Source organism: Streptomyces monomycini (assembly GCF_022271435.1).
GTDB classification, from domain to species: Bacteria; Actinomycetota; Actinomycetes; order Streptomycetales; family Streptomycetaceae; genus Streptomyces; species Streptomyces monomycini.
Genome location: NZ_JAFIQY010000014.1, coordinates 78,715 through 103,138, shown reverse-complemented (window position 1 = coordinate 103,138; position 24,424 = coordinate 78,715). Strand labels below are relative to the sequence as shown.

The 24,424-nt window shown below is 72.0% G+C and carries 22 protein-coding genes and 1 riboswitch; of the genes, 17 read left to right on the top strand and 5 right to left on the bottom strand.

The window, feature by feature from the left end:
* Positions 1–73 precede the first annotated feature (73 nt).
* The gene (locus JXZ78_RS18245; protein WP_030020848.1) at positions 74–1,348 is read left to right on the top strand and encodes a L,D-transpeptidase; all 1,275 of its coding nucleotides are present in this window, start codon (positions 74–76) and stop codon (positions 1,346–1,348) included.
* 31 nt (positions 1,349–1,379) lie between these two features.
* Here the strand turns inward: JXZ78_RS18245 and JXZ78_RS18240 are convergent, their stop codons facing one another.
* Positions 1,380–1,781 carry a DNA-binding transcriptional response regulator gene (locus JXZ78_RS18240; protein WP_030020849.1) on the bottom strand — a complete coding sequence of 134 codons (402 nt, stop codon included), beginning with the start codon at positions 1,779–1,781 and terminating at the stop codon, positions 1,380–1,382.
* Positions 1,782–2,079: 298 nt separating this feature from the next.
* Between JXZ78_RS18240 and ctaE the strand changes: the two genes are divergently transcribed.
* From ctaE to JXZ78_RS18210, 6 genes are all read left to right on the top strand, one after another.
* A complete protein-coding gene (gene ctaE / locus JXZ78_RS18235) occupies positions 2,080–2,700 on the top strand; it encodes an aa3-type cytochrome oxidase subunit III (protein ID WP_030020850.1) in 621 nt (206 codons plus the stop codon).
* A 79-nt stretch (positions 2,701–2,779) separates the two neighbouring features.
* Entirely contained in the window at positions 2,780–3,589 is an 810-nt protein-coding gene (qcrC, locus tag JXZ78_RS18230; RefSeq protein WP_030020851.1) for a cytochrome bc1 complex diheme cytochrome c subunit, read from the top strand.
* Positions 3,586–4,650 (top strand): cytochrome bc1 complex Rieske iron-sulfur subunit, encoded by a 1,065-nt coding sequence (gene qcrA / locus JXZ78_RS18225; RefSeq protein ID WP_238783199.1) that lies wholly within the window; start codon positions 3,586–3,588, stop codon positions 4,648–4,650. The genes qcrC and qcrA overlap by 4 nt, the downstream gene beginning before the upstream one ends.
* Positions 4,647–6,284 carry a cytochrome bc1 complex cytochrome b subunit gene (gene qcrB / locus JXZ78_RS18220; RefSeq protein WP_030020853.1) on the top strand — a complete coding sequence of 546 codons (1,638 nt, stop codon included), beginning with the start codon at positions 4,647–4,649 and terminating at the stop codon, positions 6,282–6,284. Before qcrA ends, qcrB begins: the two co-directional genes overlap by 4 nt.
* A gap of 147 nt (positions 6,285–6,431) precedes the next feature.
* A complete protein-coding gene (gene trpD / locus JXZ78_RS18215) occupies positions 6,432–7,496 on the top strand; it encodes an anthranilate phosphoribosyltransferase (RefSeq protein ID WP_030020854.1) in 1,065 nt (354 codons plus the stop codon).
* A gap of 84 nt (positions 7,497–7,580) precedes the next feature.
* Positions 7,581–7,698: riboswitch (SAM riboswitch) on the top strand.
* Positions 7,699–7,877: 179 nt separating this feature from the next.
* Positions 7,878–9,278: an aminotransferase class V-fold PLP-dependent enzyme gene (locus tag JXZ78_RS18210; protein WP_030020855.1), complete on the top strand. Its 1,401-nt coding sequence runs from the start codon at positions 7,878–7,880 to the stop codon at positions 9,276–9,278.
* Between the two features lie 102 nt (positions 9,279–9,380).
* Here JXZ78_RS18210 and JXZ78_RS18205 read toward each other — a convergent pair whose 3' ends face one another.
* Both JXZ78_RS18205 and JXZ78_RS18200 read right to left on the bottom strand, forming a co-directional pair.
* Entirely contained in the window at positions 9,381–9,662 is a 282-nt protein-coding gene (locus JXZ78_RS18205; protein WP_030020856.1) for an Lrp/AsnC ligand binding domain-containing protein, read from the bottom strand.
* Entirely contained in the window at positions 9,659–10,444 is a 786-nt protein-coding gene (locus tag JXZ78_RS18200; RefSeq protein ID WP_030020857.1) for a rhomboid family intramembrane serine protease, read from the bottom strand. The genes JXZ78_RS18205 and JXZ78_RS18200 overlap by 4 nt, the downstream gene beginning before the upstream one ends.
* Before the next feature lie 207 nt (positions 10,445–10,651).
* On the opposite strand from JXZ78_RS18200, the gene JXZ78_RS18195 reads away from it, so the two are divergent.
* The 5 genes from JXZ78_RS18195 (at position 10,652) to JXZ78_RS18175 (ending at position 16,374) form a co-directional block, all read left to right on the top strand.
* Positions 10,652–10,891 carry a hypothetical protein gene (locus JXZ78_RS18195; RefSeq protein WP_030020858.1) on the top strand — a complete coding sequence of 80 codons (240 nt, stop codon included), beginning with the start codon at positions 10,652–10,654 and terminating at the stop codon, positions 10,889–10,891.
* A 31-nt stretch (positions 10,892–10,922) separates the two neighbouring features.
* A complete protein-coding gene (locus JXZ78_RS18190; protein ID WP_030020859.1) occupies positions 10,923–12,299 on the top strand; it encodes an NYN domain-containing protein in 1,377 nt (458 codons plus the stop codon).
* 417 nt (positions 12,300–12,716) lie between these two features.
* Positions 12,717–13,760: a C40 family peptidase gene (locus JXZ78_RS18185; RefSeq protein ID WP_030020860.1), complete on the top strand. Its 1,044-nt coding sequence runs from the start codon at positions 12,717–12,719 to the stop codon at positions 13,758–13,760.
* Between the two features lie 264 nt (positions 13,761–14,024).
* Positions 14,025–15,053, top strand: a complete 1,029-nt coding sequence (locus JXZ78_RS18180) for a C40 family peptidase (RefSeq protein WP_030020861.1) — start codon at positions 14,025–14,027, stop codon at positions 15,051–15,053.
* Between the two features lie 40 nt (positions 15,054–15,093).
* Positions 15,094–16,374, top strand: a complete 1,281-nt coding sequence (locus tag JXZ78_RS18175; RefSeq protein WP_078624336.1) for a hypothetical protein — start codon at positions 15,094–15,096, stop codon at positions 16,372–16,374.
* On the opposite strand, the gene JXZ78_RS18170 is transcribed toward JXZ78_RS18175, so the two are convergent.
* Positions 16,331–17,590: a glycosyltransferase 87 family protein gene (locus tag JXZ78_RS18170; RefSeq protein WP_030020863.1), complete on the bottom strand. Its 1,260-nt coding sequence runs from the start codon at positions 17,588–17,590 to the stop codon at positions 16,331–16,333. The two genes, JXZ78_RS18175 and JXZ78_RS18170, sit on opposite strands and share 44 nt — an antisense overlap.
* Positions 17,591–17,783: 193 nt before the next feature.
* Between JXZ78_RS18170 and JXZ78_RS18165 the strand changes: the two genes are divergently transcribed.
* Positions 17,784–18,926 carry a glycosyltransferase family 4 protein gene (locus JXZ78_RS18165; protein ID WP_030020864.1) on the top strand — a complete coding sequence of 381 codons (1,143 nt, stop codon included), beginning with the start codon at positions 17,784–17,786 and terminating at the stop codon, positions 18,924–18,926.
* A 76-nt stretch (positions 18,927–19,002) separates the two neighbouring features.
* Here JXZ78_RS18165 and JXZ78_RS18160 read toward each other — a convergent pair whose 3' ends face one another.
* Entirely contained in the window at positions 19,003–20,799 is a 1,797-nt protein-coding gene (locus JXZ78_RS18160) for an AMP-dependent synthetase/ligase (protein WP_030020865.1), read from the bottom strand.
* Positions 20,800–21,109: 310 nt separating this feature from the next.
* On the opposite strand from JXZ78_RS18160, the gene JXZ78_RS18155 reads away from it, so the two are divergent.
* The 4 genes from JXZ78_RS18155 (at position 21,110) to JXZ78_RS18140 (ending at position 24,415) form a co-directional block, all read left to right on the top strand.
* On the top strand, positions 21,110–21,886 hold the full coding sequence (locus tag JXZ78_RS18155) for a metallophosphoesterase family protein (RefSeq protein ID WP_106968814.1): 777 nt from the start codon (positions 21,110–21,112) through the stop codon (positions 21,884–21,886).
* Between the two features lie 197 nt (positions 21,887–22,083).
* Positions 22,084–22,557, top strand: a complete 474-nt coding sequence (locus JXZ78_RS18150) for an SRPBCC family protein (RefSeq protein ID WP_030020867.1) — start codon at positions 22,084–22,086, stop codon at positions 22,555–22,557.
* Between the two features lie 2 nt (positions 22,558–22,559).
* Positions 22,560–23,765, top strand: coding sequence for an ArsA family ATPase (locus JXZ78_RS18145; RefSeq protein ID WP_238783198.1), 1,206 nt, complete (start codon positions 22,560–22,562; stop codon positions 23,763–23,765).
* A gap of 101 nt (positions 23,766–23,866) precedes the next feature.
* The gene (locus JXZ78_RS18140) at positions 23,867–24,415 is read left to right on the top strand and encodes a DUF5304 domain-containing protein (RefSeq protein WP_030020868.1); all 549 of its coding nucleotides are present in this window, start codon (positions 23,867–23,869) and stop codon (positions 24,413–24,415) included.
* The last annotated feature ends 9 nt before the right edge of the window (positions 24,416–24,424 follow it).

Sequence of the window (24,424 nt, the reverse complement as noted above, 5' to 3'; positions counted from 1 at the left end):
TCCAGGTGTCCGGGCCCGCCCGTTTGCAGTCCTCCAGCGCGCCGCGGCCGGGGGATTTTCCTACTTTGGGGTCATGAGCCTCAGACCACGACACCGGACGGCGCTCGGCTGCGCCTTCCTGCTGGCGCCCCTGGCGGCAGGCGCCACCGCCTGCGGCGGTTCGTCGTCGGACCCGCTCTCGGCCGCGCCGTACGACGCGGCCGGGCAGATCTCGGCCAACGCGCCCGGAGACGGCCACAAGGCGGACCCGGACAAACCGCTGGAGGTCTCCACCACCGGTGACGAGGCCCGGATCACGGACGTGACCGCCACCGACGCCTCCGGCCGCTACATCAGGGGCGAACTGGCCGCCGACGGCAGGCAGTGGCGCACCACCGTCCCGCTGGCCGCCGGCACCCGCTACACCGTGCGGGTGAGCACCGAGGACGAGGACGGCGCGCCCGGCCGCAAGGTCCTCCAGATCGACACCAAGGACACCGGCGACCGGGTGAACGTCACGCTCGGGCCCGAGAACGGCACGTACGGGGTCGGGCAGCCCGTCACCGCGGCGCTCAGCAAGCCCGTCAAGGACCCCAAGGCCAGGGCGATCGTGGAAGGCGCCCTCAAGGTCCGCTCCACGCCGCGTGTGGAGGGCTCCTGGCACTGGGTCGACAGCAAGACGCTGCACTTCCGCCCGCGCGAGTACTGGCCCACGCACGCCGACATCGAGGTGCGCAGCAACCTGGAGGGCCTGAAGATCACCGGCGGACTGTACGGGGGCGCCGCCAAGCCCGTGAAGCTGCGTACGGGGGACCGGGTGGAGGCCGTCACGGACGCCGCGGCGCACACCATGACGGTCACCCGCAACGGCGAGGAGATCAACACCATCCCCGTCACCACCGGCAAGCCCGGCTACTCCACCCGCAACGGCACCAAGGTCGTCCTCGGCAAGGAGGGCTTCGTACGGATGCGGGGGGAGAGCATCGGCATCCCGTCGAGCAGCTCGGACTCCTACGACCTGCCGGTCTACTGGGCCACCCGGGTGACCTGGAGCGGCGAGTACGTGCACGCGGCGCCCTGGTCCGTGGGATCGCAGGGCGCCGCCAACGTCAGCCACGGCTGCACCGGCATGTCCACCGGCAACGCCAAGTGGTTCTTCGACACCGTGCGGGTCGGTGACATCGTCAAGGTCGTCAACAGCGGCGGCGAGACCATGACGCCCTTCGACAACGGCTTCGGCGACTGGAACATGCCGTGGAAGCAGTGGCGCGAGGGCAGCGCGCTGGACAAGAACAAGCCCAGCACCACAGGCGAGCAGGACCAGCGGCCGGGACCCGAGAATGCCGCCCGGCTGCGCCCGCAGGCCTAAAGGCCCCTCAGAAGGGCCCTCAGGAGGCCGCTCAGGCCTCCGTGAGGAGCCTGCGGCGCAGCAGCCCGGCCAGGGCGTCCGTGAACTCCACGGGGTCCACAGGGTGCGTCACAGCGGCGTCCGCGCGGCTCCACGTCGCCAGCCAGGCGTCCTGCGGGCGGCCGATGAGCAGCAGCACCGGCGGGCAGCGGAAGATCTCGTCCTTGATCTGCCGGCAGACGCCCATACCGCCCGCGGGCGCCGTCTCGCCGTCCAGGACGCACACGTCGATCCCGCCCTGCTCCAGGGCCGCCAGGACGGCGGGCAGGGTCGCGCACTCCACGATCTCCACCGGCGGCACGTCGGCGGCGGGCCGGCGGCCCGTGGCGAGCCGTACCTGTTCGCGGGTGTCGGCGTTGTCGCTGTAGACCAGCACCGTGGCAGTCGCCTGCATCGTTCCTCCACGCTTCTCGGCGGTACGGCTTCGGGCGGGGCGTCACCCGGCCGCCGCCGGGAAGTGCCTCCAGCGCGGATGCTACTGCTCGTACGGCGGCACGCAGGAGGGTTCGGCACGATCCACGATCTGACCGACGGCCCGTCAGGACTGGTCGGAGCGGGGGCACGGGGCCGTACGGCGGGTCCCGGGTCCTCCCTTCGGGCGACTGCCGGAGTGGGCCGTACGAGCAGGGCATACGCCCTTGACACACCGAACGGCACCCCCCGGAGTGAGGGCGGGATAAGCGACCGACATAATGTCGGTCGTGGCGACAGCAACGACAGTAGAAACCGGGCACGCGCACCCGTCGGTCAATCGGCCGAACCTCACCAGCGTCGGAACCATCATCTGGCTGAGTTCCGAGCTGATGTTCTTCGCGGCCCTCTTCGCGATGTACTTCACCCTTCGATCGGTGACCGGGACCGAGTATTGGAAGGAATCCGCCGATGCGCTGAATCTTCCGTTCTCCGCGACGAACACCACGATCCTGGTGCTCAGCTCCCTGACCTGCCAGCTCGGTGTGTTCGCAGCCGAGCGCGGCGATGTCAAGAAGCTCCGGACCTGGTTCGTGATCACCTTCATCATGGGTGCGATCTTCATCGGCGGTCAGGTCTTCGAGTACACCGATCTGGTCAAGGAAGAGGGCCTCTCGCTCTCGTCCGGCCCGTACGGCTCGGTGTTCTACCTGACCACCGGCTTCCACGGACTGCACGTGACAGGCGGTCTCATCGCCTTCCTGCTGGTCCTGGGCAGGACGTACGCGGCCAAGAGGTTCACCCACGAACAGGCCACCGCGGCCATCGTCGTGTCCTACTACTGGCACTTCGTCGATGTCGTCTGGATCGGCCTCTTCGCCACGATCTACCTGATCCGCTGACCGGTCCCGCACCGGAACCGCGCATCAGACAGACATAGCCAAAGCATCGACGCAGAAGATCCTGACACCGGGGTAATCCGTGAAAAAGCTCTCCGCACGACGGCGCCATCCGCTGGCGGCGCTCGTCGTCCTACTCTTCGCGCTGGCGGTCACTGGGGGGCTGTACGCCGCGTTCGCGCCTGCGGACAAGGCTCAGGCCGATGACACCGCCCAGTCTCTTGCCATCAAGGAGGGCAAGAAGCTCTTCGCCGTCGGCTGCGCCAGCTGCCACGGCACCGGCGGTCAGGGCACCTCCGACGGCCCGAGCCTGGTCGGCGTGGGCGCCGCCGCCGTCGACTTCCAGGTCGGTACCGGCCGGATGCCGGCGCAGCAGCCCGGCGCCCAGGTGCCGCGGAAGAAGAACATCTACAGCCAGGCCGAGATCGACCAGCTCGCGGCGTACGTCGCGTCGCTGGGTGCCGGTCCCAGCGTGCCGGGCAAGGAGCAGTACAGCAAGGACGGCGCGGACATCGCCAAGGGCGGTGAGCTGTTCCGTACGAACTGCGCGCAGTGCCACAACTTCACCGGTAAGGGCGGCGCCCTGACCAACGGCAAGTTCGCACCGACGCTCGAAGGCGTGGACCCGAAGCACATCTACGAGGCCATGGAGACCGGCCCGCAGAACATGCCTTCCTTCGGTGACGGTTCGCTGTCCCCGCAGAACAAGAAGGACATCGTGTCCTACCTCGGCGCCGTCAACAGCGACGACACCCCCAGCCCCGGTGGTCTGGGCCTGGGCGGTCTCGGCCCGGTCAGTGAGGGCCTCTTCGGTTGGATCGCCGGCCTGGGCGCGCTGATCGCGGTCGCCATCTGGGTCGCAGCCCGGACTACGAAGGCCAAGAAGTCATGAGTGAGACTGGACGACACGAAGACGTGCCAGAAAAGAACCTCCCCGGTGAGCGGGACACGGCTCACGGCGGCGCGGTCGAGACGGCGGACAACCCGTTCGCCGACCCGGGGCTGCCGCCCCACGAGCACCGCATCCAGGACATCGACGAGCGGGCCGCCAAGCGCTCCGAGCGCGCGGTCGCCTTCCTCTTCACCCTGTCGATGCTCGCGACGGTCGGCTTCATCGCCGCCTATGTGATCTTCCCGGTCGACGAGATCACCTACATCTGGCCGTTCGGCCACGTCAGCGCGCTGAACTTCTGGCTCGGTCTGACGCTCGGTGTGGCGCTCTTCTGCATCGGCGCCGGCGCGGTCCACTGGGCCCGCACGCTGATGTCCGACGAGGAGGTCGCCGACGACCGGCACCCGATCGAGGCGGCCCCCGAGGTCAAGGCCAAGGTCATGGAGGACTTCCGCGCAGGCGCGAAGGAATCCGCGATCGGCCGCCGCAAGCTGGTCCGCAACACCATGTTCGGCGCGCTGGCCCTGGTGCCGCTCTCCGGTGTGGTGCTGCTGCGCGACCTCGGTCCGCTGCCGGAGAAGAAGCTCCGTACGACCGGCTGGAAGAAGGGCATCCGCCTGGTCAACCAGTCGACCAACCTCCCGCTGCGTCCCGAGGACATCGCGGTCGGCTCGCTGACCTTCGCCAAGCCCGAGGGCCTGGAGGAGGACGACCACGAGTTCAACCAGAAGATCGCCAAGGACGCCCTGATGCTCGTGCGGATCCAGCCGCAGAACATCAAGGACAAGCAGGAACTGGACTGGTCGCACGAGGGCATCGTCGCCTACTCGAAGATCTGCACCCACGTGGGCTGCCCGATCAGCCTCTACGAGCAGCAGACGCACCACGTGCTGTGCCCCTGCCACCAGTCGACCTTCGACCTGGCCGACGGCGGACGCGTGATCTTCGGTCCCGCCGGACACGCCCTGCCGCAGCTGCACATCACGGTCAAGGACGGCTTCCTCGAAGCCGTCAGCGACTTCGCGGAGCCCGTCGGCCCGAGCTTCTGGGAGCGCGGATGAGTAACGAGACGAGCGCGACCACCACGCGCCGCGGCCAGGCGCCGCGGGGCGAGCGGATCGCCGACTGGGCGGACGGCCGGCTGGGCATCTACAGCCTCGCCAAGTCCAACATGCGCAAGATCTTCCCGGACCACTGGTCCTTCATGCTCGGTGAGATCTGCCTCTACAGCTTCATCATCATCATCCTGACCGGCGTCTACCTGACGCTGTTCTTCCACCCGAGCATGGCCGAGGTGACCTACCACGGCTCGTACGTGCCCATGCACGGGATCCGGATGACGCAGGCGTTCGAGTCGACGCTGGACATCAGCTTCGACGTGCGCGGCGGTCTGCTCATCCGGCAGATCCACCACTGGGCGGCCCTGGTCTTCCTGGGCGCCATGATGGTGCACATGATGCGGGTGTTCTTCACCGGCGCCTTCCGCAAGCCGCGCGAGGTCAACTGGCTGTTCGGCTTCCTGCTGCTGGTGCTCGGCATGTTCACCGGCTTCACCGGCTACTCGCTGCCGGACGACCTGCTCTCCGGCACCGGCGTCCGGTTCATCGAGGGTGTCATCCTGGCGATGCCGCTGGTCGGCTCGTACCTGCAGATGTTCATCTTCGGCGGGGAGTTCCCGGGGCACGACATCATCCCGAGGTTCTTCACGGTGCACGTCCTGCTGCTGCCCGGCATCATGCTGGGTCTGCTGGTGGCGCACCTGATCCTGGTCTTCTACCACAAGCACACGCAGTTCCCGGGTGCCGGCAAGACCAACAAGAACGTCGTCGGCATGCCGCTGCTGCCGGTCTACATGGCCAAGGCCGGAGGCTTCTTCTTCCTGGTCTTCGGCGTGATCTCGGTGATCGCGGCGGTCGCCAGCATCAACCCGGTGTGGGCCATCGGCCCGTACCGGCCCGACCAGGTGTCCACCGGCGCCCAGCCCGACTGGTACATGGGCTTCGCCGAGGGGCTGGTCCGTGTGATGCCCGGCTGGGAGTGGGACATCTGGGGCCACACCATCAACTTCGGTGTGCTGATCCCGATCCTCATCTTCCCGCTGGTGCTGGTAGCGATCGCGGTCTACCCGTTCGTCGAGTCCTGGGTCACCGGTGACAAGCGCGAGCACCACATCCTGGACCGCCCGCGCAACGCCCCGACCCGTACCGGCTTCGGTGTGGCCTGGCTGACCGCCTACCTCATCATGCTGATCGGCGGCGGCAACGACCTGTGGGCCACCCACTTCCACCTGTCGCTGAACGCGCTGACCTGGTTCGTCCGGATCGGCTTCTTCGTCGGGCCGGTGGTGGCCTTCATCGTCACCAAGCGGATCTGCCTGGGCCTCCAGCGCCGGGACCGCGACAAGGTGCTGCACGGACGCGAGTCCGGCATCATCAAGCGGCTGCCGCACGGTGAGTTCATCGAGGTGCACGAGCCGCTCAACCAGGAGCAGCTGCACACGCTCACCCAGCACGACCAGCCCAAGCCGTTCGAGATCGGCCCGGAGGTCGACGAGAACGGTGTCGAGCGGAAGGTCAAGCGGACGACCAAGCTCCGCGCCAAGCTCTCCAAGGGCTACTACGGCGAGGACAACGTCATCCCGAAGCCGACCCCGGAGGAGTACAAGGAGATCACCAGCGGCCACGGCCACCACTGATCCCCGCCGTGTGACCCACGGCTAGTACCCCCGCGTAAGTACGCCACCCAGAGGGCCCCGTCCGTACATCGGACGGGGCCCTTCGGCATGCCAGGGCGCCGGATAAGGTTTCGGCACCAGCAGGACACGAATCCAGGAGTGTGGACCATGAACGTTGCGACCCCGAACGGCGGCGACAGCGTGGCGGTCCGCACCTGGCCGGGCGTCCTGGACGCGCTCCTCCAGGGCCGCGACCTGGGCGCCGACGACACCGCGTGGGCGATGGACCGGATCATGCGCGGCGAGGCCACCGACGCGCAGATCGCGGGCTTCGCGGTGGCGCTGCGCGCCAAGGGCGAGACGGTCGCCGAGATCACCGGCCTGGTACGGGCGATGTACGCGCACGCCAACCTCATCGACGTGCCGGGCCCGAGCGTGGACATCGTCGGCACCGGCGGCGACGGCGCCAAGACCGTCAACATCTCCACGATGTCCTCGATCGTGGTGGCCGGCACCGGCGCGAAGGTGGTCAAGCACGGCAACCGCGCCGCCTCGTCGGCCAGCGGCGCGTCCGACGTGCTGGAGAAGCTGGGCGTCAACCTGGACCTGACCCCGCGCCGGGTCGTCGAGGTCGCCGAGGAGGCCGGGATCACCTTCTGCTTCGCGGTCAAGTTCCACCCGTCGCTGCGGCACGTGGCACCGGCCCGGCGCGAGCTGGGCATCCGTACGACGTTCAACGTGCTGGGCCCGCTGACCAACCCGGCGAAGGTACGGGCCCAGGCCACCGGCGTGGCCGACGCGCGGATGGCGCCGATCCTGGCCGGCGTGCTGGCCGAACGCGGCTCCAGCGCGCTGGTCTTCCGGGGCGACGACGGGCTGGACGAACTGACGACCACCGCCACGTCGAAGGTCTGGGTCGTCCGCGACGGCGGCGTACGCGAGGAGGCCTTCGACCCGCGGGACGTGGGCATCGGCCTGGTGCCCGTGGAGGCGCTGCGCGGCGCCGACGCCTCGTACAACGCGGACGTGGCCCGCCGCCTGCTGGGTGGCGAGACCGGGCCGGTGCGGGACGCGGTGCTGCTCAACTCGGCCGCGGCGCTGGTGGCCCTGGAGCCGACCGCGGCGCCGCTGAACGAGCAGCTCGCGGCCGGCATCGAGCGGGCCGCCGAGGCCATCGACTCGGGGGCGGCCCGCCGGGCGCTGGAGCGGTGGGTGGCGGCCAGCAACGCGTGAGGCGGCCGTGGTGTGACGCGGGGCCCGGTCCGGGATGCGGACCGGGCCTTGCGCGTTCCCGATCGTGTGGCATGATGCTGCCCAGGTCACGAGTGACAGCGACTACGGCCCCGGCCCGCTGTCCGGCAACCCTCCGTCCGTGGCGGGGTGCCCCGGGTGATGACCAGGTCGCAGGCAGCGAGGTCTGCGGCAAGCGCGGATCCCTCGTGCCAGGGATCCTGGTCCTTGAGGGAGTTCTCCCGTGATTCAGCGAATGCGTTAGGGCCGTCGGCCCCGTTCTCCGTTTTTGCTCACCCCTTTTTCTTTCACCGCTGCCGGTCCGGCCCCGCTTCGGCGTGCGTGCCCCGCAGCGAAGTCGCCCTGCCTTCACGGGAGTTCGCCATGCCTGTTTCCGCTACCGCTGCCACCACCGCCACCGATGCCGCCACCGACGCCGCCGTCTGTGCCCCGCTGCCCGTGCTGGGCCGGGACGTGCTGGTCCCGCTCGTCACCGGCGGCGAGGTCGAGTACGCGGCGCTGGACATCGCCGCCAGCGCCCCGGCGCTCCAGCGCGTCTGGGACGACGTGGCCGCGTACGCCCCGTACTACGGCAGCGTCCACCGCGGCGCGGGCTACCTCTCGCAGCTGTCCACCGACCTGTTCGAGAACAGCCGGGCGGCGGTCGCCGGTTTCCTCGGGTGCAGGGAGGGAGACCAGGTGGTCTTCACCCGCTCCACCACCGACTCGCTGAACCTGCTGGCCGCCGTGCTGCCCGCGGACACCCGGGTGTTCGTCTTCGAGACCGAGCACCACGCCTCGCTGCTGCCCTGGGAGCAGCGCGCCGACGTCGAGGTGACGTACCTGGACGCGCCCCGTACGCCGCGGCAGGCGGTGGACACGCTGGAGCGGGCGCTGGCGGAGCGCGAGCCGTATCGGAATGCGCTGGTCTGCGTGACGGGTGCTTCCAATGTGACCGGGGAACTGTGGCCCGTACGGGAGCTGGCCGCCGCGGCGCACGCGCACGGCGCGCGGATCGTGCTCGACGCCGCCCAGCTCGCGCCGCACCACCCGGTCGACATCGCGGAGCTGGACGTGGACTGGGCCGCCTTCTCCGGCCACAAGCTGTACGCGCCCTTCGGGGCCGGCGTGCTGGCCGGACGCGCCGACTGGCTCCAGGCGGCGGAGCCGTACCTCGCGGGCGGCGGCGCCAGCCGTACGGTCGCGCGCCGCGCCGACGGCGGGGTGGACGTCGACTGGCACACCACCGCGGCCCGCCACGAGGCCGGCTCGCCCAACGTCATCGGTGTCTACGCCATCGCGGCCGCCTGCAAGGCGCTCACCGAGGCGGGCTTCGAGAGCCTGGTCGCCCGGGAGCAGCGGCTGGTCGAGCGGGTACGGGCGGGCCTCGCCGAGGTGCCCGAGGTGACCGTGCTCTCGCTGTTCGGGGACGACGCGCCGCGGGTGGGCGTGCTGTCCTTCGTCGTCGAGGGCTGGAACAGCTCGCACTTCGCGGCGGCGCTCTCCGCCGAGTACGGCATCGGCGTGCGCGACGGGCTGTTCTGCGCGCACCCCCTGGTACGGACCCTGCTGGGCGCCGCGTCCGAGGCGCCGGGCGCGTGCGGCGCGCCCGAAGGAGCGCCGGGGGAGCGGAGCCTGAACGCCATCCGGGTGAGCTTCGGGGCCGGTACGCCCGACGAGCACGTGGACCGTTTCGTCCAGGCCGTCAAGGAGCTGGTGACGCAGGGCGCGCGCTGGAGCTACCGCACCGAGGACGGGCGCTGCGTGCCGGACACCGCGGCGTAGTCCTGTGAACCGCCCGCGTCGCGGCGCTCCGCTGTCCGGGCGCCGCGGCGCGGGTTTTGTACGTGATGGTGGTGGCGGTGGCGGTCCGGCCCGGTCGCCCGGTCAGGCGTCCAGGCCGATGGCGAAGGCCGCTTCCAGGTCGTGCTGGGAGTACGTACGGAAGGCGATGTGCGTCTCGGTGGAGGCGACGCCCGGCACCTTGCTGATCCGGCCCGGGATGACGTCCGCCAGGTCGTCGTGCCGGGCCACCCGCACCAGCGCGATCAGGTCGTGCGCACCGGTGACCGAGTAGACCTCGCTGACGCCCTCCAGAGCGGCGATCTTCTCCGCGATCTCCGGGATCTGGTCCACGCTGGTCTTGATGAGCACGATCGAAGTGATCACGGTTGGCTCTCTCCCTCGGCCGCCTGCTGCTTCGCCGTTCCGGCGGAGTCCACCCTACCGGTGGGCGCGGCGGTTCCCCCGGCCGGAGCGGGGCTCGGCCGGTACCGCACCCAGGCGTACAGGAAGCCCACCGCGAAGCCCACGACATGGGCGAGATAGGCCACGCCCGGGGTGCTGGGGCCGCGCTGCGCGGCGATCCACTGGAGGACGAACCAGAACAGCAGCACGATCCACGCCGGGAAGCGCAGCGGGAGGAAGAAGAGGAACGGGTAGATGCTGGTGACCCGGGCCTTGGGGAAGAGGTAGAGGAACGCCCCCAGCACCCCGGAGATCGCCCCGGAGGCGCCGACCAGGGTCTGTCCCGAGGAGGCGTGCGCGGCCGCGTAGCCCATCAGGGCCAGGTAGCCGGTGACGAGGTAGAAGAGGGTGAACGGCAGCCGGCCCATGCGGTCCTCGGCCATGCCGCCGAAGACGTACAGGAAGAGGACGTTGCCCAGCAGGTGCAGCCAGCTGCCGTGCACGAACAGGGCGGTCAGCGGGGTGAGCAGCGGGCCGGGGGAGCCGCTCCACAGGTCGCGCGGGATGACGCCCCAGCGTTCGAAGTACGCGGTCTGCGCCTGGACGACGGCGTCGCCGGTGCCGTATATGCCGTTGAGGCCGGAGGCGGGCCCGACGACGAAGACCACGCAGCACAGGGCGATCAGGACGTTCGTCATCCGGGAGAACACGGTCAGCACCGAGCGGGCGCGGGGCGTCCGGGGGGTCAGGAGCGGGGCCGTCATGAAGTGATCATGGCGTAATACGGGCAATCGGGACAGAGTGCCTCGCCGCGTCCCGCCTCCCGGGCGGGGCCGCGCCGTACACGCGTCAGGCCGTAGGGTAACGGTCAGTACCCCGCGTACTTCCGCAGTCCGACGGCGCACCGCGGGAAGCCCCCGAACGACAGCACGAGCCCCGCTCGCCCGAACGCGACGAAAGAGGACGACACCATGGCTGTTCCCCTGCCGACGGACGGGACGCGGTGGCGCTGCACCCTGTGCGGCAATCTGACGCGCTTCGACGTCACTCGCCGTTCCGAGGTCGTGGAGTACCTCCACCTCGACCTCGCCGGGGAGCCGAAGGTGGAGGAACGCGAGGTGCTCAGTGAGAGCATCGAGTCCGTGCGCTGCCGCTGGTGCAACGCGGTCGACCAGATCGAGCTGGTCGACCGGCCCGGCGCCGGCGCCTGAGTCGAGCGCCTGAGATCGGAGCGATGCAGCAGTGGTGGAGCGTCCAGAAGGGCCCGCGGGGGCGGAGCACGGTGCCGAGGCCGGTGCGGCCGAGGCGGACGAGGTGCTCGACCGTCCCCTGCCCGAGGGCGTGCGGCGCCGGGTCGTGGCGCTCACCGCGGAGTCCTTCGGCGGCCTGACGGTCGCCGAACTTCCGCCGCCGCTGCGGCAGTACGCCCGGTTCACCCCCAGCCGCCGGGCCAAGTTCGCGGGCAACGCGATGGCGGCCGCGCTGGAGAACGACGCGGTCTTCCGGCAGCGGATCGCGGGCCGGCTGCGCGAGGCCCAGCCGGAACTGGCCGAGGCGCTGGACAACGGCACCCCGCCCGCCGCCGCCGACCCGCTCGATGTCGCGGCGGCGGCCTATGTGCTGCGCCCCGAAGGCTGGGTCAAGCTGGTCGCGGCGGCCGGCGAGGAGGCGCAGCGCGCCCGCGCGGAGCAGGCCGGCGAGGAGGCCGAACGCGAGCTGGCCGCGCTGCGCGAGGAGCTGGCGCAGGTCCGCGCGCAGGCCCGCGCCGAGGCCGACCGCACCCGCGGCGACCTGGACGCGCTGCGCAAGGAGAACGAGTCGTTGCACCGCAAGCTGCGCAGCGCGCTCAGCGACGTCAAGCGGGGCGAGGCGGCCGCGCGCAAGGCCGCGGCGGAGGCGGAGTCCGTACGGGCCGCCGCCGCGCAGGAGAAGACCGTGGCCGACAGCGAGGCGCGCCGCCTGAAGGCCCGTGTCGCGGAGGTCGAGGCGTCCCTGGAGGCCAGCCGCCGCGCCACCCGTGAAGGCCGCAGCGTCGAGGACATGCGACTGCGGCTGCTGCTGGACACCGTCCTGGACGCGGCCCAGGGGCTGCGCCGGGAACTGGCACTGCCGCCCGCCGACACGCACCCGGCGGACACCGTGGACGCGGTGGCCCCGGGCAAGATGACGCCCAAGGACATCGCCACGCGCGCGCTGTCGGAGACCGACCCGGCCCTGCTGGACCAGCTGCTGGCGCTGCCGCAGGCCCACCTGGTGGTGGACGGTTACAACGTCACCAAGACCGGTTATCCCACGATGCCGTTGGACAAGCAGCGGCTGCGGCTGCTGGGCGGTCTCGCGGTGCTGGCCGCCCAGACCGGCGCGGAGATGACGTGTGTCTTCGACGGCGCCGAGCTGGCCGCGCCGGTGCTGCTCGCGCCGCCGCGCGGGGTGCGGGTCCTCTTCAGCAAGCCGGGCGTGACGGCGGACGAGCTGATCCGCCAGCTCGTACGGGCCGAGCCGCCCGGCCGTCCGGTGGTGGTGGTCTCCACGGACCGCGAGGTGGCCGACGGAGTGGCCAAGGCGGGGGCGCGGCCGGTCGCATCGGCCCTGCTGCTGAAGCGACTTGCCCGTACCTGAGTCGTACGTTCCTTCCGTACGACTTGTCCGGAACGTGCTTCGCGGAGGGGTCCGCGGGGCAGTCTCGCTCGGGCGTCCGAGGCGGGCCGGTGGTCTCCGTGGCGCCCGGGACGGGGGTAAAGGTGTACCCATCAACGAGGTGTCTCATGCCTGTCGTTCGTCTCTGAGTGTCAAGTGACCATTACTGCGTGTGTGATGTTGGTAAAGGATGAGGAGCATCCAGCAGTTTTTTCCGGTGAGGATTTGAAGCGATCACAACTCGGTTACTAAGGTCAGGCCTCAACCCTTCATGCAGTTGATCATCCACCCGGGATGAACAGTGAAGGAACCGCCGAGTCCGCGGTGTTCACACGCGGAGCCGGGGTCCCGTACCCCCCACGCCCGGTAGGCGGCTGAAGGAAGAAGGAGCTCGCCTCCGTGGCGTCCCACCGTCGACCCAAGCAGCCGAGCCGCACCCGCGTGACCGTCCTCACCGCGACCGCAGCGGCAGCCGTCGCCCTCTCGTCCCAGGCCGCCCACGCCGACCCGAAGCCGAAGAAGGAAGACGTCAAGTCCGAGGTCGACAAGCTCTACGAGCAGGCGGAGCAGGCCACCGAGAAGTACAACGGGGCCAAGGAGGACCAGGAGAAGCTCCAGAAGGAGGTCGACGCCCTCCAGGACAAGGTCGCCCGCGGCCAGGGCGAGCTGAACGACCTCCGCAAGGGCCTCGGCGCCGTCGCCTCCGGCCAGTACCGCAGCGGCAGCATCGACCCGTCCGTGCAGCTGTTCCTCTCCGGCGACCCGGACACCTACCTCGACAAGGCCGCCACCCTCGACCAGTTGAGCGGCAAGCAGGCCGAGCAGCTGAAGACCATCGCGGACAAGCAGCGCCGGCTCGCCCAGGAGCGCGCGGAGGCCGCCGGCAAGATCAAGGACCTCTCGGACACCCGCAAGGCACTGGGTGACAAGAAGGACGAGATCAAGGGCAAGCTCGCCAAGGCGCAGGAACTCCTCAACACGCTGACCGCCAAGGAGAAGGAAGAGCTGCGGAAGGAGGAGGAGAAGAAGCAGGGCCAGGGCCGCTCCAGCCGCGGCAACGAGCGCCCCGACCTGGGCAACGACGTCCCGGCCTCGCAGCGCGGCGCCGCCGCCCTGGCCGCCGCCGCCTCGAAGATCGGCTCGCCCTACGTGTGGGGCGCCACCGGCCCCTCCTCCTTCGACTGCTCGGGCCTGACCTCCTGGGCGTACGCGCAGGCCGACCAGTCGCTGCCGCGCACCTCGCAGGCGCAGGCCAACGCCGGTACCCGGATCGGCTCGCAGAGCGCGCTCAAGCCGGGCGACCTGGTGCTCTTCTACGGCGACCTGCACCACATCGGCCTGTACGCGGGCAACGGCCAGGTGCTGCACGCGCCGAAGCCGGGCGCGTCCGTGCGCTACGAGTCGATCAACAACATGCCCTTCCAGTTCGGCGTCCGCGTCTGACGTCCCGCCGGCCGCGTCCCGCGCTCGCGGGACGCAGCCGGACATGCCGCCCGATCGGGCGAATTGCGGTGTGTGCCGCTGACTTCCCGCCCCGCCGGTGACCTGCGCAGTCACCGGCGGGGCGGCTTTTTCCCTACCGGCGACGGGTGTTGCGGGTCTTTGGCCGCGGGCCACCGGCGCCGTTACTGTCTGCCCTCGCAGCTGCCGGTTTGCGTCCGCCCGCCCCGGGCGGCAGGGGCTGCACGGAAGGGAGTGCGGCCTCACGTGGCGTCCCACCGCCGTGTCTCACAGTCCGGCCTGGCCGGTGCGACCAGGGCCACCGTCCTGTCCGCCGCCGCGGTCACCGCCGCCGCTGCGCTGTCCGCCGGCGCGGCGAACGCCGTCCCGGGTCCGGCGCCCGCCGAGGTCACCTCGCGCGTCGACGCCCTCTACGAGCAGGCCGAGAAGGCCACCGAGCAGTTCAACGGGGCCAACGAGCGGGCGCGCACGCTGCGGGCCGACGTGGCGGCCCTCCAGGACCGGGTGGCCCGCGGCCAGGAGCACGTCAACCGGCTGCGCGGCCGGCTAGGCGCCGTCGCCTCCGCCCAGTACCGCTCCGGCGGCCTGGACCCGTCCCTGAAGCTGCTGCTGTCCGAGGACCCGGCGCACTATCTCGACAAGGCCGCCGCCCTGGACCGCATCCACGGCCGACAGGCCGGGGAGCTGCGCGAACTCCAGGGTGCCCAGCGCGGCCTGGAGCAGGAGCGCCGGGAGGCGACCGGGAAGCTGGCCGCCCTGGAGGCGAGCCGGCAGGACGTCGTGCGCCACAAGAAGGACGTCGAGGACAAACTGGCCGCGGCGCGGCGCCTGCTGAACTCGCTGACCGGCGCGGACCGGGACGCCTACGACCGCGCGAACCGCGGAGTCGGACGGTCGCTGCCCGACGTGTCCGGGCCGTCGCCCGCCTCCGGCCGGGCCGGGGCCGCCGTCCAGGCCGTGCGCGGGGCGATCGGTTCCCCGTACGCCTGGGGGCGGTCCGGTCCGTCCTCCTTCGACTGCTCCGGGCTGATGCAGTGGGCCTACGCGCGCGCCGGAGTCTCCATTCCGCGCACCTCGCAAGCCCAGCGCGGCGCCGGGCAGCAGGTTCAGGTCAGTCAGGCCAGGCCCGGGGACCTGGTCATCTACCGGGACGACGCCAGTCATGTCGGTATGTATGTGGGCAACGGGCAGGTGGTGCACGCGCCGTATCCGGGCGCCCGGGTGCGCTCGGACCCCGTCGGCATGATGCCCATCTCGTCCGTAACCCGACCCTGACCGCTGTCCGTACGCGGCGCCGGTGCTTACGATCAACCGCGTGGCAGGGCGACGGACGACGCGGCGGACGGCCCGGCGGATCAGGACGGCGCTCTGCGCGACCCTGCCGTCGGCGCTGCTGCCGCTGCTCGCGGGCTGCCAGGACCCGGCCGGCGCGGCGCAGGACGCCCCGCCGGGCATCCAGCGGATGCTGGACCGGCGCGCGGCGGCTGTGCGCGACCGGGACGCCGGCGCCTTCCTCGCCTCGGTCGACCCGCACGCGTCCGCCTACCGCGACCAGCAGCGGGCGGTGTTCGCCAACCTCGCGCAGGTGCCGCTCGGCGCCTGGTCGTACGAGCTGGTGAAGACCGACGCGTTCGGCCTGCCGGCGGTGGTCGGCGCGGAGGGCCGCCGGGTGGCCGCCGAGGTACGGCTGCGCTACCGGCTGACCGGGTACGACAACGCGCCGGTCACCTCCGTGCAGTACCTGACGCTCACCGACCGCGGTGGCCGGTGGCTGATCAGCTCCGACTCGGACGGCGCCGGGAGCGGGCGGCGCAGCGCGCGCCAACTGTGGGACCAGGGGCCGGTCCAGGTCGTCAAGGGGCGCCACAGTCTGGTCCTCGGGGTCCGCCGCGGCGCCGCGGCGCTGCGCGAACTGGCGGACCGTACGGACGAGGCCGTGCCCGCCGTCGCCAAGGCGTGGCCCGGGAAGTGGGCCGGGCGGGTGGTCGTCGAGGCGCCGCGGTCGCTGGACGGGATGGCGGAGCTGCTGAACGCCGACGACCCCTCCGGCTACCGGGGCATAGCGGCCGTCACGACCGGCGAGGCGGGCCCGGCACCGGCGGCACCGGCCGACCGGGTCGTCGTCAACCCGGAGGCGTACGGCGAACTGTCCGCCGCCGGGCGCCAGACCGTACTGACCCATGAGGCCACCCACGTCGCGACGCGCACGGCCACCACCGCCGCCACCCCGCTCTGGCTCTCCGAGGGCTTCGCCGACTGGGCCGCCTACCGTGGCGGCGGCCGCCCGGCCACCGCCGTCGCCCCCGAACTCGCGCACGCCGTGGCCAAGGGTGCCCCGCCGTCCCGGCTCCCGGCCGACGGCGACTTCCGCTTCAGCCGGGGCGCGCGGGAGCTGGCCCGCGCCTACGAGGGCGGCTGGCTGGCCTGCCGCATGATCGCCGACCACTGGGGCGAGAAGCGGCTCGGCGCGTTCTACCGGGCGGCGGGGCGGGGCGGCACGGAGAGCGCCGGGCGGGCGATGCGCGACCAACTGAACCTGAGTCCGGCGGAGTTCACCCGGCAGTGGCAGGCGTACGTGGTGCGGCAGCTGGGGTGACGCGCCGCGGCCCGGTGACCGTCGAGCGCCACAGCCGCCGGCCGGCGGTCAGCGAAGCGGCCACGAGCAGGGCGTTGCGCACGGCCAGCAGGACGACGCCGGTCCCTTCGCTGGCCACGACGTCCACGAACCGTACGGGGAACTCCACCAGCGTCGCGCCGGTCGCGTGCAGGACCAGGACGGCGGGCGGCCCCATCCGGCTCGCCCGCAGCGTCATGCACACGGCCGCCGCGCCGACCAGCCAGATCATGTACTGCGGGCTGATCACCCGGCTGGTGGTGACGAAGAGCAGGACGGCGGTGAAGGCGGCGTCGGCGAGTGTGGCGGACGTGCACCGCCGCGCGCGCAGCCGCCACAGCAGCAGCCAGCCGAAGGCCGCCACGGTCAGGAGCTGCGCCAGGGAGCTGACCAGCGGCACGTACGGGCCGACGAACTCCACGGAGCCGTAATGCAGCAGCACCTGTCCGTCCCAGCCGAACTGCCGGGCGAGATGGAAGACGAGCGCGCCGAGTGACTCCACCTCCGTGCCCCGGTCGCGCTGGAAGGTGAGGAAGGCCAGCCCGCCAGGGGCCCAGGCGGCGCAGAGCGCGGTGATCGCCAGCGCGCTGACGGCCGCAGCGCCCCACAGCTGCCGCGCGCGGCGGCCCCGCAGGGGCGCGCCGGTCAGCAGCAGCACCGGCCACACCTTCAGCAGCGCGCCGAAGGCGATCAGCGCGCCGGAGACGCGCGGGTGCCGGGCGGCGGCGAAGAGCGCGGCGACGGCCACGGCGGTGACCATCAGGTCGTACCGGGCGTACGCGGTGGGGCCGAGCAGGGCGACCCCCGCGGTCCAGACCCAGGCACCGGTGAGACGTTTACCCGGCCGCCGGCCCGCGTACAGGAGCAGCGCGAAGGTGACCGCGTCGGCGGCGCACGCCAGGACGAAGAACGCCGAGGCGTAGTCCAGGAAGGGCAGCAGCCCGGGGGAGAGGACGGCGAGCGCGGCGGCCGGCGGATACTGCCAGGCCACGTCGTCCTGCGGGAACGCACCGGACTTCAGGACCTCGGACCAGCCGTGGTAGATCCCCGAGATGTCGCTGGTGACGTCCGGGCCGGGCAGCACCAGCACCTTGAACACGCACAGCAGCAGCACCGCCCGGGTCGCGGCCCAGACCGCCACCGGCGGCGCCGGCACGCGCAGTGTGTCCCTCGGCTGCCGGCTGCCGGCGCTGCCCATCGCCACCTCGTCCCGTCGTCCGCGGCTGTCCGTGTCCCTCCGCGTCCCTCCCCGTTCCTGTCCCCCGCGTCCCTCCGCGCCCGCCCGCGTCCGTCCCGGTGGACGGGGCCGTGTCACGACCGTAGACGAGTCACGTGCGTGCCGGGGCGGTCCCCGCCGGTCGTGTCCGGTGACCCGGTACTGTGCCAGGGCAATGGACAAGACGCTGATCGTCACGAACGACTTCCCGCCCCGCCCCGGCGGCATCCAGGCCTTCCTGCACAGCATGGCGCTGCGCCTGGACCCGGACCGGGTCGTGGTCTACGCCTCCACCTGGAAGCGGAGCAAGGAGGGCGTCGAGGCCACCGCGCGCTTCGACGCCGAGCAGCCCTTCCCGGTCGTACGCGACCGGACGACGATGCTGCTGCCGACGCCCCGGGTGACCCGGACGGCCACCGCCCTGCTGCGCCGGCACGGCTGCTCCTCGGTGTGGTTCGGCGCCGCCGCGCCGCTCGGCCTGATGGCGCCCGCGCTGCGCCGGGCGGGCGCCCGCCGGATCGTGGCCACCACGCACGGGCACGAGGCGGGCTGGGCGCAGCTGCCCGCCTCCCGTCAACTGCTGCGGCGGATCGGCGAGGGCACCGACACGATCACCTATCTGGGTGAGTACACCCGCTCGCGGATCGCCGCCGCGCTGACGCCGGCCGCCGCCGGGCGGATGACGCAACTGCCGCCCGGCGTGGACGAGAAGACCTTCCACCCCGGCTCCGGCGGCGACGAGGTACGGGCCCGCCTCGGGCTCGCCGAGCGGCCGGTCGTCGTCTGCGTCTCCCGGCTGGTGCCGCGCAAGGGCCAGGACACCCTGATCGAGGCGATGCCGCGCATCCTGGCCGACGTGCCGGACGCGGTGCTGCTGATCGTCGGCGGCGGCCCGTACGAGAAGCAGCTGCACGCGCTCGCCGTCGAGAAGGGCGTCGCCGGCGCGGTGCGCTTCACCGGGGCCGTGCCCTGGGAGGAACTGCCCGCCCACTACGGCGCGGGCGACGTCTTCGCGATGCCGTGCCGCACCCGGCGCGGCGGGCTGGACGTGGAGGGCCTGGGCATCGTCTACCTGGAGGCGTCCGCCACCGGACTCCCGGTCGTGGCGGGGGACTCCGGCGGCGCGCCGGACGCCGTGCTGGACGGCGAGACGGGGTACGTCGTCCCGGGCGGCTCCCCGACGGTCGCCGCCGAACGGGTCGTCGCGCTCCTGAAGGACCCCGCCGCCCGGCGCCGGATGGGCGAGCGCGGCCGCGCCTGGGTGGAGGAGAAGTGGCGCTGGGACCTGCTGGCGGAGCGGCTCAAGGAGCTGCTGTAGGGAATCGCCGTAGCCGGACGTGCGAACGCCGGGCGGGCTGGAGAACCGGCCGCCCGGCGTTCGTGGCTCCGAGGCGCTACGCGCGGTAGATCGCCTCGATCTCCTCGGCGAAGTCCTTCGCGACCACGTTGCGCTTGAGCTTCAGCGACGGCGTCACGTGCCCGGACTCCTCGGTGAACTGCGTCGGCAGGATGCGGAACTTGCGCACCGACTCGGCCTTGGAGACGGCCGCGTTGCCGTCGTCCACCGCCCGCTGCACCGCGGCCAGCAGCTCCGGGTCCTGGCTCAGCTCGGTGACGCTCTGCCCGGCCGGACGGCCGTTCTCCGTCGCCCAGCGCGGCAGGAACTCCTCGTCGAGGGTGACCAGCGCGCCGACGAAGGGCCGGCCGTCGCCGACGACCATGCACTCGGCGATCAGCGCGTGCGCCCGGATGCGGTCCTCGATGACGGCCGGGGCGACGTTCTTGCCGCCCGCCGTCACCAGGATCTCCTTCTTGCGGCCGGTGATCGCGAGGTAGCCGTCCTCGTCGAGGGTGCCGATGTCACCGGTGTGGAACCAGCCGTCGGAGAGCGCTTCCTTGGTCGCCGACTCGTTGTTCCAGTACTCGGTGAACAGGTGCTCGCCGTGCAGCAGCACCTCACCGTCGTCGGCGATGCGCACCACCGAGCCGGGCAGCGGCTGGCCGACCGTACCGATCTTCTGCCGGTCCCACGGGTTGAAGGCGGTCGCCGCGCAGGACTCCGTCAGGCCGTAGCCCTCCAGGGCGGTGAAGCCGATGCCCCGGTAGAAGTGGCCCAGGCGCTCGCCCAGCGGCGCGCCGCCGGAGATGGCGTGGGTGGCGCGGCCGCCGAGTACGGCGCGCAGCTTGCCGAAGACCAGCTTGTCGAAGAGCTTGTGCTTGAGCCGCAGGCCGAGGGCGGGCCCGGCCTGGGTGTCCAGCGCGCGGCTGTAGGCGATGGCCGTCTCGGCGGCCCGGTCGAAGATCTTGCCCTTGCCCTCGGACTGCGCCTTGGCCCGCGCCGAGTTGTAGACCTTCTCGAAGACCCGGGGGACGCCGAGGATCAGCGTGGGGCGGAACGAGGCGAGGTCGTCGGTGAGGTTCTTGATGTCGGGGGCGTGGCCGAGCTTGATGGGGGCCATGACCGAGGCCACCTGCACCAGCCGTCCGAAGACATGGGCCACCGGCAGGAAGAGCAGCACCGAGGAGTGGCCGGTGCGGAAGAGGGGTTTGAGGCGCTCGACGACGTTGCCGCACTCGGCGAAGAAGCTGCGGTGGGTCAGCACACAGCCCTTGGGCCGGCCGGTGGTGCCGGAGGTGTACACGATGGTGGCGGGCGAGTCGGCGTCGGCGAGGGCGCTGCGCTCGTCCACCTCCGCGTCGGTGACACCGGCGCCGGCCGCGTGCAGCCGGGCGATCGCGTCCCGTTCGATCTGCCAGATGTTCTCCAGCGCGGGCAGCCGGTCCCGTACGGACTCGACGGCGGCCTCCTGCGCGGGGGACTCGACCACGCAGGCCACCGCGCCGGAGTCGCCGAGGATCCACTGCACCTGTTCGGCGGAGCTGGTCTCGTAGACGGGGACGGTGACCGCGCCCGCGCTCCAGATCGCGAAGTCCAGCAGCGTCCACTCGTACCGGGTGCGCGACATCAGGCCGATCCGGTCGCCGGGCCGGATGCCGGCGGCCATCAGGCCCTTGGCGGCGGCCCGTACCTCGGCGAGGAAGACGGTGGCCGTCACGTCCTGCCACCGGCCGTCGACCTTGCGGCCCATGACGGCGACATCGGGGTGCTGCGCGGCATTGCGGCGGATCAGATCCGTCAGGTTGCCGTCCGCGGGGACCTCGTACAGGGCCGGAAGGCTGAACTCGCGCAAGACTGCTGCTCCTCTATGGCGCCGGCGTCACGACGCTGTGTGCTGGCCGGCTGCGGTCCATGATCAGGCAGGGGGGGTGGTGGACTGCCCGGACGTTACCCACCGGTATTGCTTTTGGGATAGGGGGTTACGCCCAGATGTTCGATGCGTCACACGCTGCGTGACACGCGTCCGGACACGCCTTGGGACTGCTTCGCGCAGACTAGACCAGGCTTTCGGTGACCGGGAAGTAACCGCAGGTCGGACCCGCCTCCCGGCGGCGCCCCGGCCCCCCTCCCGGCCGTACGTCTTTCGATCTAGGGTGACCGTCATGCGAGTCCATGTGGTCAGCGACGTACACGGCAACGGGCGGGACCTCGCCACGGCGGGCGACGGGGCCGACGCCCTGGTCTGCCTCGGGGATCTCGTGCTCTTCCTCGACTACGCCGACCACTCCCGCGGCATCTTCCCCGACCTCTTCGGCACCGAGAACGCCCACCGGCTGGTCGAGCTGCGCACCGCCCGCCGCTTCGAGGAGGCCCGCGCGCTGGGCCGCCGCCTGTGGGGCGATGTCGAGCGCGAGGGCGGCGGCCGGATGGCCGTCATCGAGGAAGCCGTCCGACGGCAGTACGCCGAACTGTTCGCCGCCTTCCCGGAGCGGACGTACGCCACCTACGGCAACGTGGACCTCCCCCACCTGTGGCCCGAGTACGCCGGACCCGGCACCACCGTCCTGGACGGCGAGCGGGTGGAGATCGGCGGCCGCGTCTTCGGCTTCGTCGGCGGCGGCCTGACGACCCCCATGCGCACCCCCTACGAGATCAGCGACGAGGAGTACGCCGCCAAGGTCGAGGCCGTCGGCGAGGTGGACGTGCTGTGCACGCACATCCCGCCGGACGTGCCGGAGCTCTGCTACGACGTCGTCGCCCGCCGCTTCGAACGCGGCAGCTCCGCCCTCCTGGACGCGATCCGCCGGACCCGTCCCCGCTACGCGCTCTTCGGGCACGTGCATCAGCCGCTGGCCCGGCGGGTACGCGTCGGCGCCACCGAGTGCGTCAACGTGGGGCACTTCAACGCGACGGGAGCGCCGTACGTCCTGGAGTGGTGACGGCCTTTCCGGGGTCTTCCCGGGTCTTTCCGGGGCCTTCCGAGGGCTTCCCCGAAAGGCCCTCCCGGGGGCCGCCTCCAGGGCCGACCGGATCGGCCGGGACGCCGGTCCGGCGCGCTTTCGCCGCGCGGTAGCCTTCAGCAGCAGGGATACGCGTCTGGCGGACCGGCACGAATCGGCATGGAGGAGTCACGGCGATGGCCGAACACACCAGCTCTAGCATCACGATCGAGGCGGCACCCGCCGAGGTGATGGGAGTGATCGCCGACTTCGACCGCTATCCGGACTGGACCGGCGAGGTCAAGGAAGCCGAGATCCTCAGCAAGGACGACCAGGGCCGTGCCGAGCAGGTCCGCCTGCTGCTGGACGCCGGCGCGATCAAGGACGACCACACTCTCGCCTACACCTGGACCAGCGACCACGAGGTCAGCTGGTCGCTGGTGAAGTCCCAGATGCTGCGGACGCTCGACGGCTCCTACCGGCTGGTACCGCTGGCCGGCGGCGCGCAGACCGAAGTGACGTATCAGCTCACCGTGGACGTCAAGATCCCGATGCTCGGCATGATCAAGCGCAAGGCGGAGAAGGTCATCATCGACCGCGCGCTGGACGGGCTGAAGAAGCGCGTCGAGAGCGGCCCCGCGGCCCCCGCCGGCGAGGCCAAGAGCCTCTGACCATGCGTACCGTCCTCGTCACCGGCCCCGGCGGCGCCGGCCGTACCACCCTCGCCGCCGCCACCGCACTGGCCGGTGCCCGGCGCGGTGAGCGCGTCCTGCTGCTCACCGCCCGCGGCGGCGCGGCGGAACGCGTCCTGGGCACCCGCCTCGGCCGCCCCGGCGACGGCCCGGTGCCCGTCGTGCCCGGCCTGCACGCCAAGTGCGTCGACGCCGGTGACCACTTCCGCCGCGAAGTGCTCGCCTTCCAGGAGCGCGCGGGCGCCGCCCTCGACCTGCTGGGCGCCGCACCCCTGGACGAGGACGAGCTGACCGAACTGCCCGGCGCCGAGGCGTTCGCGCTGCTCCACGAGCTGCGCGCGGCCCACGAGACGGCCGGGCCCGACGGCCAGGACACGGTCGTCGTCGACATGCCGCCCGCCGCCGACACCGTCGCCCTGCTTGCCCTGCCCGAACAGGCCCGCCGCTACCTCCGCCGCCTGCTGCCGCCCGAGCGGCAGGCCGCCCGCGCGCTGCGGCCGGTGCTGGCCCAGCTGGCGGGCGTGCAGATGCCCACCCAGAAGCTGTACGAGGCCGCGGAGCGCTGGGAGCACGAACTCGCCGCCGTACAGCGGATCATCGATCACCCCGGCACGACCGTACGGATCGTGACCGAGGCGGGCCCGGCCGCCGTCGCGGACCTGCGGGAGGTGCGCTCGGGCCTCGCCCTGTACGGGCACCGCACCGACGCCGTCGTCGCCAACCGGCTGCTGCCCACCGGGTCGGCCGACCCGTTCCTGGCGGCGCTCTCCGGACAGCAGCAGAGCGCGCTCAAGGCGCTCCGCGAGGAGTTCCCCGAAGCGCCGGTCGTCGAGGTGCCGCACCTGGGCCGCGACCCCGAGGGCACGGAGGAGCTGGACGAGCTGATCCGCGGCACGGTCGGCGAACCGGCCGCGCCCGCCGCCGCCGACGACCCTTGGACCGTGGAGGACCGGCTGGCCTCGGACGGCATCCTGGTGTGGCGGGTGCCGCTGCCGGGCGCCGAACGCGACGGGCTGGGCCTGCTGCGGCGCGGCGACGAGGTCGTCGTCACCGTCGGCCGCTTCCGTCGGATACGCACCCTGCCCTCCGCGCTGCGCCGCTGCTCGGTCTCCGGCGCCGGGCTGCGCGAGGGCGCGCTGCACATCCGTTTCACCCCCGACCCGGACCTCTGGCCCCGCGGTCACTGAACGGCACACCGCCGTTCGGGTAACGTCGGGAGAAGCAGCACCGCCGCGCACCCGCCGCCCACGCGGGTCCAGATCCGCCTCGCCGCAGGAGTGAGTCCGCCATGAGCGATGCCACCGAGCGCCCCGCCGACCGTACGGACCGGTTCGACGCCGATGCCTGGGAAACGGCCTGTGCCGAGGACCTGGCGGCCGAGAAGGCCCGCCGCCGCGCGCAGTACGGCCCGCCGCCGGGCAGCGCCGCCGAGGAGCTGCGCCGCCTCGCGGAGGCCGTCACCGACAAGCTCGCCGGCATCCAGATGCCGGGCGCGCTCGCCGGAATGGCCGCGCAGGGCGCCGTGCAGCAGCTCTTCCGGCAGGCCAAGGCCGTCGTCGAGCCGGTCGTCGAACGCAATCCGGACGTCTTCGACCACCTCGCCGCCGCCGGATCGGAGCTGCTGGCCGCCTACCGCTCGGCCGTCGAGAGCAGCGAGCGCCGCTGGACCCGCGAGGCCGCCGACGAGGCCGCGCAGGCCGACCCGCGGGAGGCCGCCGGGCCGGGCACCGCACGCGACGGCGACGACACCCGCGACAAGCGGGACAAGCGTGATGACCCGGGCGCCCGCCGGGACGACGAAGGTCCGGCCGGCACCGAGCGGATCGACCTCGACTGACCGACCCCT

Coding starts and splice junctions, on each gene's coding strand:
- JXZ78_RS18240 (WP_030020849.1), bottom strand. CDS start 1,781: ATGCAGGCGACTGCCACGGTGCTGGTCTACAGCGACAACGCCGACACC.
- trpD (WP_030020854.1), top strand. CDS start 6,432: ATGAACGTTGCGACCCCGAACGGCGGCGACAGCGTGGCGGTCCGCACC.
- ctaE (WP_030020850.1), top strand. CDS start 2,080: ATGTCGGTCGTGGCGACAGCAACGACAGTAGAAACCGGGCACGCGCAC.
- JXZ78_RS18145 (WP_238783198.1), top strand. CDS start 22,560: ATGCGTACCGTCCTCGTCACCGGCCCCGGCGGCGCCGGCCGTACCACC.
- JXZ78_RS18195 (WP_030020858.1), top strand. CDS start 10,652: ATGGCTGTTCCCCTGCCGACGGACGGGACGCGGTGGCGCTGCACCCTG.
- JXZ78_RS18165 (WP_030020864.1), top strand. CDS start 17,784: ATGGACAAGACGCTGATCGTCACGAACGACTTCCCGCCCCGCCCCGGC.
- qcrB (WP_030020853.1), top strand. CDS start 4,647: ATGAGTAACGAGACGAGCGCGACCACCACGCGCCGCGGCCAGGCGCCG.
- qcrA (WP_238783199.1), top strand. CDS start 3,586: ATGAGTGAGACTGGACGACACGAAGACGTGCCAGAAAAGAACCTCCCC.
- JXZ78_RS18210 (WP_030020855.1), top strand. CDS start 7,878: ATGCCTGTTTCCGCTACCGCTGCCACCACCGCCACCGATGCCGCCACC.
- JXZ78_RS18245 (WP_030020848.1), top strand. CDS start 74: ATGAGCCTCAGACCACGACACCGGACGGCGCTCGGCTGCGCCTTCCTG.
- JXZ78_RS18150 (WP_030020867.1), top strand. CDS start 22,084: ATGGCCGAACACACCAGCTCTAGCATCACGATCGAGGCGGCACCCGCC.
- JXZ78_RS18140 (WP_030020868.1), top strand. CDS start 23,867: ATGAGCGATGCCACCGAGCGCCCCGCCGACCGTACGGACCGGTTCGAC.
- JXZ78_RS18170 (WP_030020863.1), bottom strand. CDS start 17,590: ATGGGCAGCGCCGGCAGCCGGCAGCCGAGGGACACACTGCGCGTGCCG.
- JXZ78_RS18200 (WP_030020857.1), bottom strand. CDS start 10,444: ATGACGGCCCCGCTCCTGACCCCCCGGACGCCCCGCGCCCGCTCGGTG.
- JXZ78_RS18155 (WP_106968814.1), top strand. CDS start 21,110: ATGCGAGTCCATGTGGTCAGCGACGTACACGGCAACGGGCGGGACCTC.